Source organism: Methylobacterium sp. UNCCL125 (genome assembly GCF_900116795.1).
Classification (GTDB): domain Bacteria; phylum Pseudomonadota; class Alphaproteobacteria; order Rhizobiales; family Beijerinckiaceae; genus Methylobacterium; species Methylobacterium fujisawaense.
In genome coordinates, this window is the sequence record NZ_FPBW01000005.1 from 1 (window position 1) to 18078 (window position 18078).

11 protein-coding genes, 2 tRNA genes and 1 pseudogene are annotated in these 18078 nt (G+C 67.2%); 7 read left to right on the forward strand and 7 right to left on the reverse strand.

The window, feature by feature from the left end; translation table 11 throughout:
* From BM396_RS05365 to BM396_RS05375, 3 genes and pseudogenes are all read right to left on the reverse strand, one after another.
* Window positions 1–364 (reverse strand): annotated as a pseudogene (locus BM396_RS05365) (transposase); the annotation flags it as partial.
* Window positions 365–409: 45 nt separating this feature from the next.
* Window positions 410–1711 carry a PepSY-associated TM helix domain-containing protein gene (locus BM396_RS05370; RefSeq protein WP_043380558.1) on the reverse strand — a complete coding sequence of 434 codons (1302 nt, stop codon included), beginning with the start codon at window positions 1709–1711 and terminating at the stop codon, window positions 410–412.
* 39 nt (window positions 1712–1750) lie between these two features.
* Window positions 1751–2062, reverse strand: a complete 312-nt coding sequence (locus BM396_RS05375; RefSeq protein WP_244538812.1) for a hypothetical protein — start codon at window positions 2060–2062, stop codon at window positions 1751–1753.
* A gap of 453 nt (window positions 2063–2515) precedes the next feature.
* Between BM396_RS05375 and BM396_RS05380 the strand changes: the two genes are divergently transcribed.
* The 6 genes from BM396_RS05380 (at window position 2516) to BM396_RS05405 (ending at window position 11884) form a co-directional block, all read left to right on the forward strand.
* The gene (locus BM396_RS05380; RefSeq protein WP_043345452.1) at window positions 2516–3727 is read left to right on the forward strand and encodes an ABC transporter substrate-binding protein; all 1212 of its coding nucleotides are present in this window, start codon (window positions 2516–2518) and stop codon (window positions 3725–3727) included.
* 132 nt (window positions 3728–3859) lie between these two features.
* The gene (locus tag BM396_RS05385) at window positions 3860–4732 is read left to right on the forward strand and encodes a branched-chain amino acid ABC transporter permease (RefSeq protein WP_043345455.1); all 873 of its coding nucleotides are present in this window, start codon (window positions 3860–3862) and stop codon (window positions 4730–4732) included.
* A 38-nt stretch (window positions 4733–4770) separates the two neighbouring features.
* Complete coding sequence (locus BM396_RS05390; protein WP_051975965.1) at window positions 4771–6819, forward strand: branched-chain amino acid ABC transporter ATP-binding protein/permease; 2049 nt, start codon at window positions 4771–4773, stop codon at window positions 6817–6819.
* Window positions 6812–7534, forward strand: a complete 723-nt coding sequence (locus BM396_RS05395) for an ABC transporter ATP-binding protein (RefSeq protein ID WP_043380492.1) — start codon at window positions 6812–6814, stop codon at window positions 7532–7534. Before BM396_RS05390 ends, BM396_RS05395 begins: the two co-directional genes overlap by 8 nt.
* Before the next feature lie 444 nt (window positions 7535–7978).
* Window positions 7979–8242 carry a hypothetical protein gene (locus BM396_RS33240; protein WP_091994717.1) on the forward strand — a complete coding sequence of 88 codons (264 nt, stop codon included), beginning with the start codon at window positions 7979–7981 and terminating at the stop codon, window positions 8240–8242.
* A 615-nt stretch (window positions 8243–8857) separates the two neighbouring features.
* Entirely contained in the window at window positions 8858–11884 is a 3027-nt protein-coding gene (locus BM396_RS05405; protein ID WP_043380554.1) for a PAS domain-containing protein, read from the forward strand.
* A gap of 610 nt (window positions 11885–12494) precedes the next feature.
* On the opposite strand, the gene BM396_RS05410 is transcribed toward BM396_RS05405, so the two are convergent.
* Window positions 12495–12568, reverse strand: a tRNA-Gln gene (locus BM396_RS05410).
* Window positions 12569–12742: 174 nt separating this feature from the next.
* Here BM396_RS05410 and BM396_RS05415 point away from each other — a divergent pair.
* Window positions 12743–12832 (forward strand) — tRNA-Ser (locus BM396_RS05415).
* A 414-nt stretch (window positions 12833–13246) separates the two neighbouring features.
* On the opposite strand, the gene BM396_RS05420 is transcribed toward BM396_RS05415, so the two are convergent.
* The 3 genes from BM396_RS05420 to BM396_RS05430 form a co-directional block, all read right to left on the reverse strand.
* Window positions 13247–13900 (reverse strand): ABC transporter ATP-binding protein, encoded by a 654-nt coding sequence (locus BM396_RS05420; protein WP_043346135.1) that lies wholly within the window; start codon window positions 13898–13900, stop codon window positions 13247–13249.
* Between the two features lie 529 nt (window positions 13901–14429).
* On the reverse strand, window positions 14430–16100 hold the full coding sequence (locus tag BM396_RS05425; RefSeq protein WP_043380489.1) for an EAL domain-containing protein: 1671 nt from the start codon (window positions 16098–16100) through the stop codon (window positions 14430–14432).
* Window positions 16097–17806, reverse strand: a complete 1710-nt coding sequence (locus BM396_RS05430; RefSeq protein WP_244538813.1) for an ATP-binding protein — start codon at window positions 17804–17806, stop codon at window positions 16097–16099. Before BM396_RS05430 ends, BM396_RS05425 begins: the two co-directional genes overlap by 4 nt.
* Window positions 17807–18078 lie beyond the last annotated feature (272 nt).

The following is an 18078-nucleotide window of genomic DNA, read 5'->3' on the forward strand; positions in this document are numbered from 1 at the left end:
TGCCCGAGTGCCTTGCAGGCCCGACGCTCGGAGACCTTCAGCACGGTCCGGACATGCTCGATGCAGGCGCGTCGGCGCGCGGGGCTGGTCAGTTTCCCCGGGCGGCTTCCTGCAGGATCAGCTTGTCCAGGGTGAGATCGGCGATGGCTTTTCTGAGCCGCTGGTTCTCCGTCTCCAGATCCTTCATCCGCCGGACCTGATCCGACTTCAGGCCGCCGTACTCACGCCGCCAGCGGTAGTAGGTCACCTCACTCACGCCGATCGCGCGGATCGCCTCCGCCACGCTCTGGCCTTGCCCGACCAGCACGTCCGCCTGCCGCAGCTTGGCGACGATCTCCTCAGGCTTGGGTCGCTTCCTCGACATCGATCCGTCCTCCAGGCTCAAAGCCATACCAAAGGGCGGACCACTTCATTGGGGGCGGATCACGAGGATCATCAGAGTCACGGTGACCCGCACCCGCCGGTTGCGCGGCCACGGCGGCACCCCGAGGCTGCCGGCCGGGCGCCGCTTCCACCACATCGTTCCGGCCGTCACGGCGAGCAGGATGGTGGCGAGGCAGAAGGCCAGCATCGCGAACTGGTTCGCGCGGCCCCAATGCTCACCCTTGTGGATCCCAATGCCGTATTGGATCGCCCGGCCGACCGGGCCGAGATCGAAGAAGCGGACGTCGACCAGCGGCCGCCCGGAATACTGGTCGAGGGTGATCACCCGCTGCCGGGTGACGTCGCGCGGGTAGATGGCGGCGGCGTAGACCCCGTCGGCGCCGACGGGCAGCGCCAGCTCGAAGCCGTGGGGCATCCCCATGCGTCCGAGGCTCGCGACGGCCTCGTCGATTCCAATGCCCGCGCCCGCTGCGGCAGGCGGTGCAGAGCGCGGTATGGGCGCGTCCTGCAGGGTCCAGCCCGCATCCTCGAGCCTGTCGCGCAGGGGTATCGTGGAGACCGGCCGGTTCGCCCAGAGCGCGGCCGGTTGGCCGAGGCCGGCGGCATTCGACCATGCGCGGAGCTGCTGCCCCCACCAGATCGACCAGGGCAACCCGGTGAGCGCGAGGAAGAGCAGACCGCCGCCGGCCACGAATCCGGTGACGGCGTGGAGATCGCGCCACCACACGCGCCGGCGGGGCGTGGCGCGAACGGTGACGACGCCGCCGGTCCGACCGCGGGGCCACCAGAGATACGTGCCCGTCACCACCAGGATGACCGCGAAGCCCGCGACGATCTCGATCACGGCATTCGCCAGCGGGCCGAGCAGGGCGAGGCTGTGCAGCCCCCGAACCACCGCCATGAACTCGCGATCGGAGCCGACGCGGTCGAGCACGTCGCCGGTGTAGGGGTTCAGGTAGACGTGGATGCGGCGATCGCCCACCGCGACCGTGACGCGCGCGGCGGCGTCCGGGGCGGCGGGATCGACGTAGGTGACGGGCGCGCCGTCCGGCACCGTCTGCAGCGCATTGAAGATCAGGCGATCCGGGCCGAGCGGCGCCATCGCCTGGGGGGCGACCTTGGTGCGGTACGCGAACAGGCTGCCGTTGATCTCATCCTTGAACAGGTAGAGCGCGCCGGTCGCCGATAGGCTGATCAGGAAGGGCAGGCACAGAAGGCCCGCGTAGAAGTGCCAGCGCCAGACGGCCCGGTAGATGGCGTCGCTGGACAGTCGTCCAGTGGCAGCCGCCCCGTACGCGGGGGCGCTGCCGTGCAGAACAATCGACATGAGGAGAGGTCCGGGCCTGAGCGATCGGGATCGGGATCGTCAGGCCGCGGGCGGACCTCGCGCGGTTCCGTTATAGGCCGGAGGTCCCGTCGTCGGGATCTCGGCTTCCGGGCGCCACGTACACAGCGAGGTCGGCGCGGAGGGCCAGGCCGCCGCCTCCGGATCGATGGGGGGCAGCGTCAGCGTCCCGGCCTGCACGACCGTGCAGCACGCATGGACATGCACACTCTTGCTCGCCGGCTCGCCCGACGAATGCCCGGCGCAGAGCACCTCGCCCGGACCGTCCAGGGCGCGGCTCGGTGTGGCGAGCCCCAGAAAGGCTTGAAGCAGCAGCGCGTAGAGCGCGATCAAACCAATGATCGCGCGCCCTCTACCCGTTCGAGGCTGCCGCCGGCGCATGGGGCGATCTAGGCGGCCGGACTGCGGCGCGTCAATGCGCGGTTCCCATACGGCGCTGGACGCCCTGTGCATCGGCGACGACCGGGAGGGGCGCGCCCTGATGAGACCGCGCCGCATCCGCCCTGACGCCGTTGGGCTCGAGGCCCTGCGGAGGCTGGAGATCGCGCCGTGCCGGATGTCGGCGTCCTACGAGTCCGGTCGCCCTTTAATCCGCTCGCCCGGTCGGCAGGGCTGGATTCTTCCCCTGTGTTGCTCATCCTGCGGAGAGATCGGTACAATCTTTATTATTCGTTCTGGATTCATCAGAGCATCAGCTTGACGGCCCGACCTGACTCAATGAGACGTCGTCGGCAGAGTGCCACGGTGAAGGGCATGCCGCGCGAGCGGGAGCTTGGAGAGGGAACGATGGTCTTCGCAGGTCGCGCAGCAGCTGCGGTGCTGTTCTTATCGATGTTGTCGGCCCCCGCATGGGCTGCGGATCCGATCAAGATCGGGCTGAGCGGTCCCTATACCGGGGGATCGTCTTCGATGGGCGTCTCAATGCGCGACGGCGCCAAGCTCGCCGCTGCCGAAATCAACAAGGCCGGCGGTGTCCTCGGTCGGCCGATCCAACTCGTCGAGCGCGACGACGAGGCCAAGAACGAGGTCGGTGCGCAAGTCGCGCAAGAGCTGATCAATAAGGAGAAGGTGGTCGCGACGGTCGGGTTCATCAACACCGGCGTCGCGCTCGCGGCCCAACGCTTTTACCAAGAAGCCGAAATCCCGGTGTTCAACAACGTTGCCACCGGGACGATCATCACCAATCAGTTCAAAGAGCCGGATTACGACTCGAACTACGTCTTCCGGAACTCGGCCTACGACGTGCTGCAGGCGGGCCTGATGGTCGATGAGGCCCTCGCGCAGGGCCATAAGAAGATCGCGATCCTCGCAGACTCGACCAATTACGGCCAGCTCGGCCGTGAGGATATCGAGAAGTATCTCGGCACGAAGGGCGTGAAGCCGGTCGCGGTCGAGAAGTTCAACATCAAGGACGTCGATATGACGGCCCAGCTGCTCAAGGCGCAGCAGGCCGGCGCCGAGGTGATCCTCGCCTACGGGATCGGGCCGGAGCTGGCCCAGATCGCCAACGGCATGGCCAAGCTCGGCTGGAAGGTGCCGATGATCACCAGCTGGCCGTCCTCGATGCAGAGCTTCATCGACATCGCCGGCGCGAACGGCAACGGCGTGGTCATGCCCCAGACGTTCATCGAGGACCAGACGCTGCCGAAGCGCAAGGCTTTCCTTGAGAACTACTACAAGACCTACGGCGTCACGAAGATCCCGACCCCCGTGGCCGGCGCCCAGGGCTACGATTCGATCTACCTCCTCGCCGCGGCGATCAAGCAGGCGGGCAGCACCGACGGCGCGAAGATCCGCACCGCCCTTGAGAACCTGAACGAGAAGGTCGAGGGCGTCGTCACCACTTACGACAAGCCCTTCACCGCCAAGGACCACAACGCCATCTCGCGCAACATGGTCGTGTTCGGGAAGGTGCAGGACGGCAAGATCGTCTACGCCAAGGATGAGGACGCCAAGAACGCCGGTGTCGTCCGCGTCAAGGAGAAGTCCTCGAACTGAGGTCCCGACGCCCGCGCCCACCCGGGCGCGGGTGCCCCAGAGTCCGGCGGCACTCCAGCCTGCCGGCACGTCGCATATCGGTCCCGCGGCGCGCGCCGCGCGGCCGGACGACCCTCCGGTGACAACGCATCCATGGCCATCCTGCTTCAGCTCATCGCCTCAGGCGTCGCGGTCGGCATGATCTACGCCGCCATCGCGTTCGGCTATCAGCTCACCTTCGCGACCTCGAAGACGCTCAATTTCGGCCAGGGCGAGGCGCTGGCGCTCGGGGCCCTGTTCGGCCTGACCCTGGTGCCCTTCGTCGGCTACTGGCTGATGATCCCCCTGGTCCTCGTCTTCGGCTTCGCCCTCGGGGCCGTGGTCGAGCGCCTGGGCGTGCGCCCGGCCGTGAAGATCAAGTCCGAATACGGATGGATCATGGCGACCATCGCCCTCGGCATCATCTTCAAGAACGTCGCCGAGAATGTCTGGGGCCGCGACGACCTGAAATTTCCCTCGCCACTCCCCGAGACTGCCCTCGAAGTGGGCGGCGTCCGCATCCTGCCGATGGAACTGCTGATCGTCGCGGGGGCGCTGCTGATGATGCTCGCGGTCGAGATCTTCAATCGCAAGTCGATCTGGGGGAAGGCGGTCGTCGCCACCTCCAACGACATCGACGCCGCCGGTCTGATGGGCATCAACACCCAGAAGGTGATCACCCTGTCCTATTCGATCAGCGCCATGACGGCGGCCTTCGCGGGCGTGCTCGTGGCGCCCGTGACGCTGACCGGGGCCACGATGGGCTCCGTGCTGGCGCTGAAGGCCTTCGCGGTGGCGATCATCGGCGGCCTCGAATCCGGCCTCGGCGTCATCGTCGGCGGCCTGATCCTCGGCGTCGCGGAGACGCTGACCGGCTTCTACATCTCGACCGGCTACAAGGATGTGCCGGGCCTGATCCTGCTCCTCGTCGTCCTCTCCATTCGCCCCGTCGGCCTGTTCGGCAAGGCGGTCATCAAGAAGGTCTGACCGTGACCGCCCGCGCATCTCTCCCGGCAGCCTGAGCCATGGCGCAGACCCTCGCCCCCGCCGACGCGCCCGTCCCGACCGCCGCGCCGAGCCTGTCCCGCCACGTGGGCGCCCTCGGCGCCGTGCTGCTGGTGGTCTGTCTCGCCGCCTTCCCGCACGTGGTGACGAGTTCGTATTACATCCACCTCGTGGTGGTGATCGCCATCTACGCGATCCTGATTCTCGGGCTCGACATCGTGGTCGGCTATACCGGACAAGTCAGTCTCGGGCATGCCGGCCTGTTCGGGGTCGGCGCCTACGCGGCCGCGGTGCTGTTCCTGCACTTCAAGCTCGGCGTGTGGTGGGGCATCCTGGCCGGGATCGGCGTGACCTCGGCCTTCGGCGTGCTGCTCGCCGTCCCGGCGCTGCGGGTCACCGGTCCCTACCTCGCCATGGTGACGCTGGCCTTCGGCACCATCATTCAGATCTTCATCAACGAGCTGACGCCCCTGACCAACGGCCCCCTCGGCATCACCCTGCCGCCGGCCCGCGTCCTCGACTTCTCGCTCCTCGGCCTCCAGGCCCCGTGGGGTGCAGCCGGGCGCAAGCTCGAATTCTACTACCTCGTCTGCGTCGCGCTGCTGGCCACAATCCTGGTCGTCAACCGGGTGGTGCGCTCTCCCTACGGCCGCGCCTTCGAGGCGCTGCGGGACTCGCCGATCGCCTGCGACTGCATGGGCGTCAGCGTCTACCGCTACAAGGTCTATGCCTTCGTGATCTCGGCAGCCCTTGCCGGTCTCGCCGGTGCGCTGTTCGCGTGGTCGGAGCGCTACGTGGCTCCGAACTCCTACGGCTTCGAGCTGACCGTGCTGTTCCTGCTTGCCGTCACGATGGGCGGGCGCAAATCCCGGGCGGGGCCGATCATCGGGGCCGCGATCGTCGTGATGATGCCCAACGTGCTGGCCGATATCGAGCTGGTGCGGATCATGGCGGGGCTCATCGCCCTTGCCGCCTTGATCGTGGGCGTCCTCGCTTTCCTCCGGCGCCGGGAGGACCGCTTCGCCCTGCTGGTGCCGGTCGGGCTCTGCCTCGCCTTCTTCCCGGCGACCCTGGCGCTCGAATCCGTGACCGATTTCCGCCTGACGGTCTTCGGTCTGATGATCCTGTTCGTGGTGTACTACCTGCCGGACGGGATCGTCGGCTTCGTCCGAGAGAAGATCCCGGCGCTCCGGCCGGCCCACACCGCCGAGGGCAAGAGCCTCCACGCCGAGGGGGCGGCGCTCAGCGTCCAGAGCGGCGGCCGGGGTGCCGACCCGCTGCTCACCGTCGAGCAGGCCCTGATGCAGTTCGGCGGCCTCAAGGCCCTCGCCGGCGTCGACCTCACGGTCCGGCCCGGCACGATCCACGGCCTGATCGGACCGAACGGTTCCGGCAAGAGCACGATGATGAACGTGCTGACCGGTATCTACCGGCCGACCGGCGGCAGCGTGACCCTGGCCCGCGGCCAAGGCTCGAAGCGCCTCGACGGGCGCACGCCCTCCGAGATCGCGGCGGCCGGCGTGGCGCGCACCTTCCAGAACGTGCAGCTCTTCCGGGAGATGACGGCGCTGGAGAACGTGCTGGTCGGGCTCCACCACAGGTTCCGCGGCACCCTGTTTGACGCGATCCTCGGCACGCCGCGCCGCCGTCGGGAAGAGCGCGAGCAGCGCGCCCGCGCCATGGCGATCCTCGACTTCGTCGGCCTGGACGCCCTGGCGCAGGTGGAGGCCCGCAACCTGCCCTACGGCAAGCAGCGCCTCCTCGAGATCGGTCGCGCGCTCGCCCTCGATCCTGTCCTGCTCCTCCTCGACGAGCCCGCCGCCGGCCTCACCGCCCCCGACATCGCCGAGCTGACGGCGATCATCCGCAAGATCCGAGACGCCGGCATCACGGTGATCCTCATCGAACACCACATGGACGTGGTCATGGGCCTGTGCGACCGCGTCAGCGTCCTCGATTTCGGCCACAAGATTGCCGAGGGCAGCGCCCGCGAGGTCCAGGCGGACCCGAAGGTGATCGAGGCCTATCTCGGCAGCCCGGTCGCCGACGAGGAGTTGACCCATGCTTGAGGTCACGGGTCTGTCGGCCGGCTACGGTCAGGTCGAGGTGCTGCACGGCCTCGATTTCGCGGTCCCGAAGGGGCAGGTCGTGGCGCTGATCGGCTCGAACGGCGCCGGCAAGACCACCACGATGCGCGCCCTGTCGGGCATGATCCGCCCGCGGGCGGGTTCGATCCGCCTCAACGGGCGCGAGATCGGCGGCCTCGAAAGCCACGACGTCGCCCGGTTCGGCCTCGCGCACTCGCCGGAGGGCCGCCGCGTCTTCCCGACGCTCTCGGTGGAGGACAACCTGACCCTGGGCGCCTTCCCCCGGTTGACGGGCGCGCGGCCGAAGGGCGACGTCGCGGCCGACCGCGAGCGCGCCTTCGAGATGTTCCCCCGTCTGAAGGAGCGGCGTACACAGCTTGCCGGCACCCTCTCGGGCGGCGAGCAGCAGATGCTCGCGATGGGCCGGGCCCTGATGCTGCGGCCGGAGATCCTCCTGCTGGACGAGCCCTCGATGGGCCTCGCCCCGAAGCTCGTGGAGGAGGTGTTCCGGATCATCCGCCTGCTCAAGGCCGAGCAGGTCACCATGTTGCTCGTCGAGCAGTTCGCCATGGCGGCGCTCGGCGTCGCCGACCACGCCTATGTGCTCGAGAACGGTCGGATCCGCTTCCAGGGCCCGGCGCAGCAAATGCGCAACGATCCGGCCGTCCGGGCGGCCTATCTCGGCGGCAGCCACTGAGGCCGCCGAGAGACCCCCGGTCGCGGAGACCGATCCGCTCCGGGGGCTGACGCTTCGGGCGGGGCGCGATGCCGTCAATCTGGACCGTCGCGTCCTGCGAGCGTCGCCCTCGTGAAGGCCGGCGTGTCCTGCACAGGGCTATGCGGAGCCTGCCCAACGACGACATCCGTGCTCCAGCAGCCCGGCCACGCCTCGCTGTGTTGAATCGGACGCATGTACCGCCGGAGGGTCCCGCCGTTCCGGCTCTCGCCGGCCGACGCGAGCACGAATCAAGCATTGCCGGCCAGGAGATGCATCGTGGCTGCCCCTGCGCGGAGCCGGATGAAATGACTTGTCATTGATCATCCCTGCATTCGCGATCTCCGAACGCCGGTAACCTCCTGTGTCGCCCTGTCGTGGGGCTCCGGCAGCCGAGGGTGGCTGCCGATCGGGGAGGGCGGTCTTATGAGACGTCGCGTGTCGGCCCTCCTGATCCTTCCGGCATTCGCCTTTGCCGGCTCCGTGCAGCCAAGTGCGGGGTCGCCGGACGCGCCGGCCACCTTTGTCGAACCGATGGATGGGCCGCACCGTCATTGCTCCGGCTCCTGTATGAAGACGGGGGCCTTGCAATGGATTTGCCGGCGCGATCAGACCTGTTCCATCGATTGTGCGACGGCACCGCCGAAGATGCATTGTCACGACCCCAAGCCGCGGCGCCGGGCGCGCTGATGCGAGACGGCGCGGCCTGGTTCGACTCAGCCGATGAGGCCTCCGAGGCCGCCGGTGACCAGGCGGGCGTGGCCTGCAGGGATGAGAAGGGTCATCCCGATGCCGCCGGGAACCGCGTGCCGAACCGGCATCCGCGTCCTCGCGCAGAGGTCTGAAGCTCGGCTGATCCCCAGGATTGTGGAAGCGCCGGTCGGAGCGGCTTGGTCACGCATGGCGGCGTTCCCCTGGCGCATCGGGAAGGACGATCTTCGCTGGCGCCCGCGACCTGGCGGGGGCGGCAGGATCGGGAGATGGAGCGGGCGCACCACGCCGAACGGCATCGCCAGATCTCCGGTGCGCGACGACTCTCAAAGGTTGGCGATTGCGCCGCCGGTCAGCCGTCCATGGCTTTGACAACCTCGGCTCGCCATGAGACCGCTCTAGGGTGTTGGATGCACGAGCCTGTCGCGTGTCACGGCCAACACGGTGAACGGGCCTGCCTTCTCTCAGGGCGGCAACTGAAGGGTCGTTCGGCGCGCCGTCATGGCGGCGCATACGCGCGATCGTTCGGGCTCAACCGCGGAAGCAGTCCGCTCGGTCAATCCCTGAGGCCCCGTGAAGCAGCGCCACGCCGTGATGCACAGAAGTTCGAACGTGACGATGTGCATCCCAGCCTGCCTGATGGGCGGTGGCGCGATGGGCGCGCTCATGCGCGCGCACGACTGGGACGCCTCACCGCTCGGCCATCCCGCGACCTGGCCGCCATCCTTGACGACGCTGACAGGCGTCATGCTCGGTTCGAGGCAGCCGACCTTCGTCATCTGGGGGCCCGAGCGCAGGCTCCTCTACAACGATTCCTTTGTCGGGCTTCTCGGCGCCGCGCATCCGTCTGCGCTCGGTCGCGACTATCTCCAGGTCTGGCACGACCTCGGCGCCGAGCTTGGATCCTTCGTGGACGAGGCCTGCTCCGGTCGCTCCGTTGACACGGCCGCGTTCGAACACGTCGTGAGGTCGCCCGACGGGGGCCGGTTCTCGTTGTCCTACGTGCCCATCCGCGATCCGGCCGGGCGCGTGGATGGCCTGTACGGCACCTGCACTGAGATCGCGGACCAACGGTTCGTCGAGGGGGAGCGGCAGGAGGCGGATGCGACGCTCCGCGAGAGCGAGGAGCGACAATCGTTCCTGCTGGATCTGAGCGACGCGCTTCGGCCGCTGAACACGCCCACCGACATCGTCGAAGTGGCCGCCCGGCGTCTGGGCGAGCGGGTCGGTGCGAGCCGCGTATTCTACGCCGAGATCGCCGGCAGCCTGATGACGGTCGAACGCGAGTACGTCCACGGCGTCGGCTCGATCATCGGCGAGCACTCGCTGGCGGCGTTTGGCCCGGACCTGCTGGCAGCCTACCGCGACGGCGTGGTCGTCGCGGTCGACGACGTGCCCTCGGATCCCCGGTTCACTGTCGAAGCCCGGGCGGGCTTACGGTCACGCCAGGTCGGCGCCTTCGTCGATGTCGTTCTGTTTCGGGGTGACGAATGGGTCGGCCTGCTCGCGGTGCAGAGCGCGACCCCGCGCGCCTGGACGCCAGCGGAAGGCAACCTGATCCGGGAGGTCGGCGAGCGCGTCAAGGCTGCCACCGAGCGGGCCCGTGCCGAAGTGGCGCTGCGCGAGAGCGAGGAGCGTCTGGCGGCGATCTTCTCGGCTGCGTCCGTCGGCCTGTCCGAAGTGGATGCGAGCGGCCGCTATCTTCGGGTCAACACGGAGATGTGCCGCATTCTCGGACGGTCCGCAGACGAGGTTCTCTCGGTCGGCGTCGCGGATGTGACCGATCCAGCCTATATCCCGCAGAGTTTGGCGACGATCGCGCAGGCGTTCGAGACCGGGCACAGTTCCGCCCTCGACAAGCTCTATCGTCGTCCCGACGGCACGTCCATCTGGGCGAGCAGCAGCGTCAGACGTCTCGACGATGGGCAGGGCAGGTTCAAGAACCTGCTGGTCGTCACGGCGGATCTCAGCCATCGCCGGGAGGCGGAGCAACGGCTGGCCGAAAGCGAGCGCCGCCTACAGCTTCTCAACGAGACGCTCGAACTTCAGGTCTCGGAGCGCACGGCCGAGCGCAATCTATTGGCCACGATCGTCGAAAGAACCGACATCATGGTGATGGCGTCGGATCTCAACTACAACATCCTGGCCATCAACAAGGCGAACGCGGACGAGTTCGAGCGCATCTATGGCGTACGGCCGAAGGTCGGCGACAACATGCTCGACCTTCTGGCCGATCAGCCTGAACACCAAGCGCAGGTCAAAGCGGGTTGGGGACGCGGGCTGGCCGGCGAGGAGATCACCCTCGTCCAGGAGTTCGGCGATCCCGGACGCGTCCGCCCCGCCTATGAGATCAGTTTCCGCACCCTGCGCGGTGCGGATGGCGAGCGCACGGGCTGCTATCAGTTCGTCATGGACGTGACAAAGCGGTTGCGCGATCAGGCCGAGCTGGTCCTGGCCCAGGAAGCCCTGCGCCAATCCCAGAAGCTGGAGGCGGTCGGCCAGCTTACGGGCGGAGTGGCGCACGACTTCAACAACCTTCTGACCATCATCCGCTCATCCGTCGATTTTTTGCGTCGGCCCGATCTGCCGGAGGTCCGCAAGCGCCGCTACCTCGACGCGGTCTCCGAGACGGTCGACCGGGCCGCCAAGCTGACCGGCCAACTCCTCGCCTTCGCGCGCCGTCAAGCGCTGAAGCCGGAGGTGTTCAGCGCCGGGCAGCGGGTGAGTGCGATCGCCGACATGCTCGACACGCTGACCGGCGCACGCGTGCAGGTGCTGATCGAGGTGCCGGACACCGCCTGTCATGTACGGGCGGATGTGAGCCAGTTCGAAACGGCCCTGGTCAACATGGCCGTCAACGCCCGCGATGCCATGGACGGTGAAGGCACGCTCATCCTCCGGGTCACCGGGGGGGCGGCGCTGCCGGCTGTTCGCGGCCATGCAGGGTGCGAGAAGCCGTTCGTGGCGGTCTCCCTGACCGACACGGGGACCGGCATTTTGCCGGACCGGATCGAGCGGATCTTCGAGCCCTTCTTCACCACGAAGGAGGTTGGTCGAGGCACGGGTCTCGGGTTGAGCCAAGTCTTCGGTTTCGCCAAGCAGTCGGGCGGCGACGTGGATGTCCGGAGCGTCGTCGGCCGGGGCACCACATTCACGCTCTATCTACCCGAGGTGGCTGCGTGCGATCTGTCGTCCAGTGAGCGAATCCAGGAAATGGGGCTGGCCCCGCTGGGTTCGGGTCAACGCATCCTGGTCGTCGAGGACAATATCGGGGTCGGCCAGTTCGCGACCCAGATCTTGGAGGATCTGGGCTACCGGACGGCATGGGCCGGCAACGCCGAGGAAGCGCTGGACCGGCTGGGTCGCGACGGTGATGGGTTCGATCTGATCTTCTCCGACGTGGTCATGCCGGGCATGGGCGGCGTCGCGCTGGCGCGTGAGCTGCAGCAGCGGTGGCCGGATCTGCCGGTGGTCCTCACGTCGGGGTACAGCCACGTGCTCGCCCAGGAAAGCGACCACGGATTCACGTTGCTGCACAAGCCTTATTCGGCCGAGCAACTCGGGCGCATCCTGCACCAAGTCCTCGGCGTGCGGTCCAAGCTCACGGCCCCGGCGGCCTGACGGCAGACGCGTTCAGGGAGTGCGCGCGCGGTATTGCGGCGGACCTTCGATCCGACGCGGGTTGGTCGCTCGCAGGTGGGCCCTACCGAATCCGTGACGCGGAGGCCAAGCGCCGACGATCATCTTCCCGGCCGGGGCCGCCGCTCAACGCAACGGGGTCGCCCTGCGCCGACAGGAGAGGTGCGGGGTAGATGCAGGGCATCGCTTCAGGTCGGCGTAGGTCTCGCGGCCGTGCGGGCTGCGGCCGAGGGGCATCGCGGTGTCACGCCGAAACTTGGTCGGAACTACTCGTTCTAACGGGTCTCCGCGCCTCAGAGCGCAAGGCTTTTGCGCGGCCGGGACCGGCGATCTGACCTTTTGATGAGTGTGCCTGAGAGCGCCGTCACGGATACGGTGTCTATTGGCTGCTCAGAAGGGGCGTTTGCCGGGGAGACCCGACTGCGCCTGCGATTGGCCACGCTCGATTGGCGATGCGTGTTCCCGAGGCGAGAAACAGCTCAGCTTGAGACCATCACCGGGACGCGCAAACACGACTCCACGCGTCCGGTCGGTCCGGCCAACGGGCCAGTCCAATCTCAGTCAAAAGCGGAAACTACGGAGCGGTGACAGGTGGCTGGGGGACCTGGATTCGAACCAGGACTAGAGGAGTCAGAGTCCACCGTTCTACCGTTAAACTATCCCCCAAAGCCTGCAGCCGAGCGCATCCCTACCGGATGGGGCTGGGCGAAACCCGTTCCGTATCGAGCGGCGCCGGGCGTGGGCGGTGAGATAGGCGGAATGCTTCGGAAGGTCAACCGGTTGTTCTCCTGTTGACGCAGCCTCCGCCGCGGCCGTAACCGTAACGCCGCAGACCCGTCCGGAAGGGTGGCCGAGTGGTTTAAGGCAGCGGTCTTGAAAACCGCCGTGGGGGCAACTCCACCGTGGGTTCGAATCCCACCCCTTCCGCCAGCGGGTTTCGGTTGTGGCGGCCAACGCATTCCCCGGGGAGGGGCGGTACCGTCATCGGATCGAGGCGCAGACCGGGATCGAGGGCGTACGAAAAGGCCGCTTCCGGTTGGAATGCGGTCGTCTCCGATCGAGGCGCTGGTTCCGGGGGGCGGCACCGCGCGCGTCGATCTGGCGACAGAGGGAATGCGTCCGCGCTGGGTCGAGATTTCGACCACGTCGAGACGAGTCGCGCCGGCAAGCCGCTGAAGGGGGGCGCGGACCGGCCTTCTGGCCCCTGTGTGCTTGCCCAGATCGAATGGCTTGGCGCCGCTATTTTGTGTCACCAGCAAAATGATCTCGGGAAACGGATTTCGAGCTCCGAGCCCGTTGATTTCAAAAACCTATGCGTCGGCCGATCATAGTCTGCGCTGAAACTCAGGCATTGAGACGTCTGTAGACCTCAATCGCGTCGTTGATGTCTTCGTAGACGATTGCCCGCCCGTTCAGCAGCACGATGCCTTGAGTGCACCACTCGCGGAGCTGCTCCATCGAGTGGGAAATCATGATGATGTCGGCATTCTTGCGACGGGCGGAGAAGACTTCGTCACACCGCTTGGAGAAGCGCGCGTCGCCGACCGAGGTGAGCTCGTCGATCAGGTAGGTCTCGAACGGAATTGCCATACTCATGCCGAAGGCGAGCCGTGCGCCCATGCCCGATGAGTAGGTGTAGATCGGCTGCTCTAGATAGCTCCCGAGTTCCGAGAAATCCTCCACGAAATCAAGCACTTTCCGCGGATCCTCACCATAGATCCGGGCTACGAACATGACGTTGTCGCGGCCGGTCATCTTGGGATGGAATCCGCCCGCGAAGCCCAGCGGCCACGATACACGCCGGCCTCTATAGACCTTGCCCTTGGTCGGTTCCTCGGTGCCCGCCAGGATCCGCATCGTCGTCGACTTGCCGGCACCGTTGATGCCGAGGATGCCGTAACAGATACCTTGCTTCAGGGTGAAGGATGCCCGGTCCAGGACGATTCGCGGCGCGCCGTTGGCGCGGTAGATTTTCGTGACGTTCTCGAATCGGATCACGGGACTGCTCGTACGGCACAGCGGCCTGATGGTCTTTGGGTCGGAGGTAGAGCACCTGAAGGTGGCCAAAACTGGGAATGACAGCGGTCGGGTCAAGCCGTTGGCGTTCCCCCTGGGGCCGCCCCGATCGACACCGGTCATTCGGATCTGCGCCCGGTGTCTGGGCCGCCCGCTTGGGGACCGCGTGCGGCAGCGTGGGCCGTTCGGATGCCTCCAGAGGACAAAAGGCCCTGGCTCGGCCGGCGCCGAGGCCTGCGCGCTGGAACCTGGCGCGGAGGCCGCCTCAGCCTGTTTGAGCGACGGCCCTGCCTAAGCGGCCCGTGGGAGTAGCCGGGTTGAGGCGATCGGAGTCGCCGCTGGGCCAAGTGGTGATCCGCCGGATGAAGTTTTCGGCCGTCGGCGTGAACGCGGGGCGATCATGCCCCTCAAGCCGCGCCGGAATCCGTCTCGCGGCGGAGTCGCGTCCTCCCAGTCTGTCCCGGCAGCGTTCAACCACGGGGAGAGGATGGCTTTCGCGGCCTGTGGCCTTTTACGCCCGCCGCAGCAGACTGGGCATACGCAACTCCGAGGCGCGGCTGCGCGGCGAAGGATGGCGTGATCCGGACAGGCGCGGCTCCACCTGACCGATCTGATCGAGCAGGAGCGGGCGAGCGAAGTAATAGCCCTGCGCGCAGCGGATCTGCGTCGCCCCGAGAAGGTAGGCGACCTCCTCGTAGGTCTCGACGCCTTCGGCCACCACCGACATGCCGAGCGCCGCACCGAGCGACTCGATCGCCTTCAGGACGATCTGGCTGCGCGGTCGCTTGTCGATGTCGGTGATGAAGGAGCGATCGATTTTCAACTCGTCAGCGGTGATGTCCGCCAAGGCCGACAGCGACGAGTAGCCGACGCCGAAATCGTCGATCGAGACCCGCGCTCCGATCGCCCGGATCCGCGGGAGCACGTCGCGCTGGAAGCGGCCCGCCGTGAAGAAGGCCTCCTCGGTCAGCTCCAGGACGAAACGCTCCGCGAGCCCGGTCTCGCCGAGGGAGGCACAGAAGGCGGTCATGAAGGGCACATCGCAGGCCTGCTTCGCGGCGATGTTGAGGCTCACGGTGACGTCCGGGCCAAACACCTCATCGATATCGGGCATCGACCGAACGGTCTCGGCCAGGACCTGGAGCGTGATCTCGTTGATCAGGCCGAGCTCGATGGCGAGGGCGATGAAATCGCCCGGCGCCTGGATCATGCCGAGTTCGTCCCGCCAGCGCAGAAGCACCTCGACGCCGGTGACGGCATGGGTGCGCATGTCGACTTTCGGCTGAAACGCGCAGCAGAAGCAGCGGTCGCGAATCGCCAGCCGGAGCCGCTGCTCCACAGCCATCCGGGCCGTCGCCGCCTGGCTCATCGCGTCGTCGAACAGGCTGACGCCGCCCTTCAACTCGCCCTTCACCCGGTACATGGCGTTGTCGGCCTGCCGGGCGAGGACCTCATAGGTGTCGCCGTGGTCCGGGAACAGGCTCACGCCGATGGAGGCGGAGGCGAAGATCTCGTGCCCGTCGATGAAGAACGGCTGCTTGAGCCGCTCCGAGATGGCGCGCACGGCTGCCAGCGCGTCGTCCCGATCGAGGACGGGATCGAGCAAGAGCACGAACTCGTCGCCGCCGATGCGGGCCAGCAGGTCGCTCGGGCGCAACGTCGCGCGGATCCGGTCGGACATCTTGCGCAGCAGGGCGTCGCCCGCGGCGTGACTGTAATAGTCGTTGATGTGCTTGAAGTTATCGAGATCGATAAAGGCCAGGGCAAAACGGTCCCCGGGTCGTGAACCGGCCAGGACCTCGCCGATGCTTTGCTCGAACATCGTCCGGTTGGGAAGCCCGGTCAGGGCGTCGATGAAGGCCTTGGTGATCAGCTCCCGCTGAATCCTGTGATGACGCGTGACATCGGTGACCGTGGTGAGCGTGAAGCTGCCGTGATCCTCCGTGACCGGGTGGGTGCGCACCTCGACGACACGATCGCCGATGGCCTCGACATGCGCGGCCTCCCGAGACGAGCCCGCCGCGGCGGCGAGCGCGTGGACGGCGCTGTCGCCGAGAGCGCGCGCGGCGGCATTGGCCAGGGTGCACCCTCCCTGCTCGTCGAAGACCACGACGCCCACGGGGAGCGTCTGGATCACGGCTTCGAGCAGGGTCTGAGGCGTCGGGGAAGTCGGGGCGCTCATACTCCGCCCTGCTGCCAGAGCGGCGTGGCAGCGTGTGGTCCGGCCTGCGAGACGGTGTCGCCGGCGTCGAGGGGACGGCGGAGCAGCCGACGATGCACGTGATCGAGCGCTGCGCCCTGAGCCCCCTCCGGACCCGTCTCGCGTCCGAGACGCACGGCGCCGATCGGATCGTGGTCTTGGCCGCCGACCTTGTTCATGGTCGCGCCCCGCCACCGCTCCACGACGGCACCGATGAAGCCGGCGCCGGCGACCGCCGCGCCGTCCCCCGCCGCGGCGCCGCTCGTGTCGTTGCGCGGCTGGCGGATCGACGGGAGGCGCCGGAACGTCATCCGGACCGGGATCGGAACGCCTTCACCGAAGGCAATGACCTCGCCCGTCCCGAGCGACGGGATGAAGGTGAGCAGGTTGCTGGCGTCCGATACCGCTGCGGCCAGGAAGGCCTGATCGCGCGCGTTCGTCATCCGCATGGCGAACAGGGTGCTGCATTGCGACATGATGGTCGCGTCGAGTTCGGCCGGACGCTGCGTGACCAAGCCCAGATGGACGCCATGTTTCCGGCCCTCGCGGGCGATGCGCGACAGGGCGCGGCGGGTCGGCGTGAAGCCGACGGAGCGATCGGCCGAGGCGAAGCGATGCGCCTCCTCGCACACGAACAGCAGCGGGATCGCGCCCTCGCTCCAGATGCCGAACTCGAACGCCAGCCGGGACAGGACGCAGACGACGGCGTCCACCACCTCGCTCGGCAGGCCGGCGAGCTGCATGATCGTCATCGGCCGCCCATCCGGATCGAGGCGGAACAGGTGCGCCAGGATCTCGCCCATCATGTCGCCGCCGACATTGGCGTTGTCGAACATGAAGCCGTGCCGCGGATCGTTCCGGATCGCCTCGATCCGCGTGATCAGACGGTGATAGTGCATCCGGGAGACGCGATTCTCCAGCCGGCCCATCCGCTCGTCAATGAGGGCAATCAGGTCCTGGAGCACGTAGGGCACGGGCGTGTCGATCGTGTAGCCGCCGGCCTTGCCCAGTGTCCGCTTCACGATCTGCCGGTCGCTCGCCTCCTTGTACTGGGCGTACTTGCTCTTCGCGAGCGGGATGACTTCGGCGAGGATCTCGATCTCCTCGTCCACGGCTGGACGCCCGCCGTAGATCACGTCGGCGATCTCTTCGAGGTTGAACAGCCAGAACGGCAGCTTGAGCGTCCGTGGATTGATCACGCTCGCGCGGTCGCCGAAGCTGGCGGCGTATTCATTGTGTACGTCCAGCAGGAAGATGCGCACTGCCGGCTTGGCGCGCATCACCTCGTCCAAGATGATGGTCACGCCGCTCGACTTGCCGACCCCCGTGGCGCCGAGAACGGCGAAGTGCTTGGAGAGAAGGTCGTCGAGTTTGATGCAGGCGGGGGTTTCGGGGTCTTGGTAGAGCGCCCCGACGGCCGCCGTGTTGGCCACAGACACTTGGTGGACGATTCGCAGTTCGGAGGGGGACAGCAGCTCGACCGTGTCGCCGATCGCCGGGTAGCAGGTCACGCCCCGGCAGAATCCAGGCACGCCGTTCGTCTCGATGATCTGGCCGAGCAGGTCGAGGCTCGCAAAGGCCCCGGGTTCTCGCCCGCGCTCGTGGGCCGAGGCCAACGTCGTGACGATGCCCACGAGGATGGCCCCACCCGCACGGATCCGGACCAGATTGCCAACCGTGACCCTCACGCTCGGTCGCCCGTTCCGGAGCCCGAGTTCAAGATGAACTTTCGACCCTTCGATGGAAGTCACAGACCCCATCTGCGACGCGGACTCGTCGTCCCGGAACGTCCCGTCGCCGCTCAGCATCATCCGCGCCCTGCTCTGAAACAGAATCGACACGATACTGCAGGGTGGTCATTAAAGTTCTGACAAAGGAATTCGCGCAAAAGCGTAATGCTTAACCGATGCTTTTCGTCTCAGTATTATCGCCCAGGTTGCGTGCGTCCTGTGCATCGGCT

Excerpts from the sequence above, each read along its gene's own strand:
- BM396_RS05370 (WP_043380558.1), bottom strand. The coding sequence starts at position 1,711 with ATGTCGATTGTTCTGCACGGCAGCGCCCCCGCGTACGGGGCGGCTGCC.
- BM396_RS05380 (WP_043345452.1), top strand. The coding sequence starts at position 2,516 with ATGGTCTTCGCAGGTCGCGCAGCAGCTGCGGTGCTGTTCTTATCGATG.
- BM396_RS05385 (WP_043345455.1), top strand. The coding sequence starts at position 3,860 with ATGGCCATCCTGCTTCAGCTCATCGCCTCAGGCGTCGCGGTCGGCATG.
- BM396_RS05390 (WP_051975965.1), top strand. The coding sequence starts at position 4,771 with ATGGCGCAGACCCTCGCCCCCGCCGACGCGCCCGTCCCGACCGCCGCG.
- BM396_RS05395 (WP_043380492.1), top strand. The coding sequence starts at position 6,812 with ATGCTTGAGGTCACGGGTCTGTCGGCCGGCTACGGTCAGGTCGAGGTG.
- BM396_RS33240 (WP_091994717.1), top strand. The coding sequence starts at position 7,979 with ATGAGACGTCGCGTGTCGGCCCTCCTGATCCTTCCGGCATTCGCCTTT.
- BM396_RS05405 (WP_043380554.1), top strand. The coding sequence starts at position 8,858 with ATGCACAGAAGTTCGAACGTGACGATGTGCATCCCAGCCTGCCTGATG.
- BM396_RS05425 (WP_043380489.1), bottom strand. The coding sequence starts at position 16,100 with ATGAGCGCCCCGACTTCCCCGACGCCTCAGACCCTGCTCGAAGCCGTG.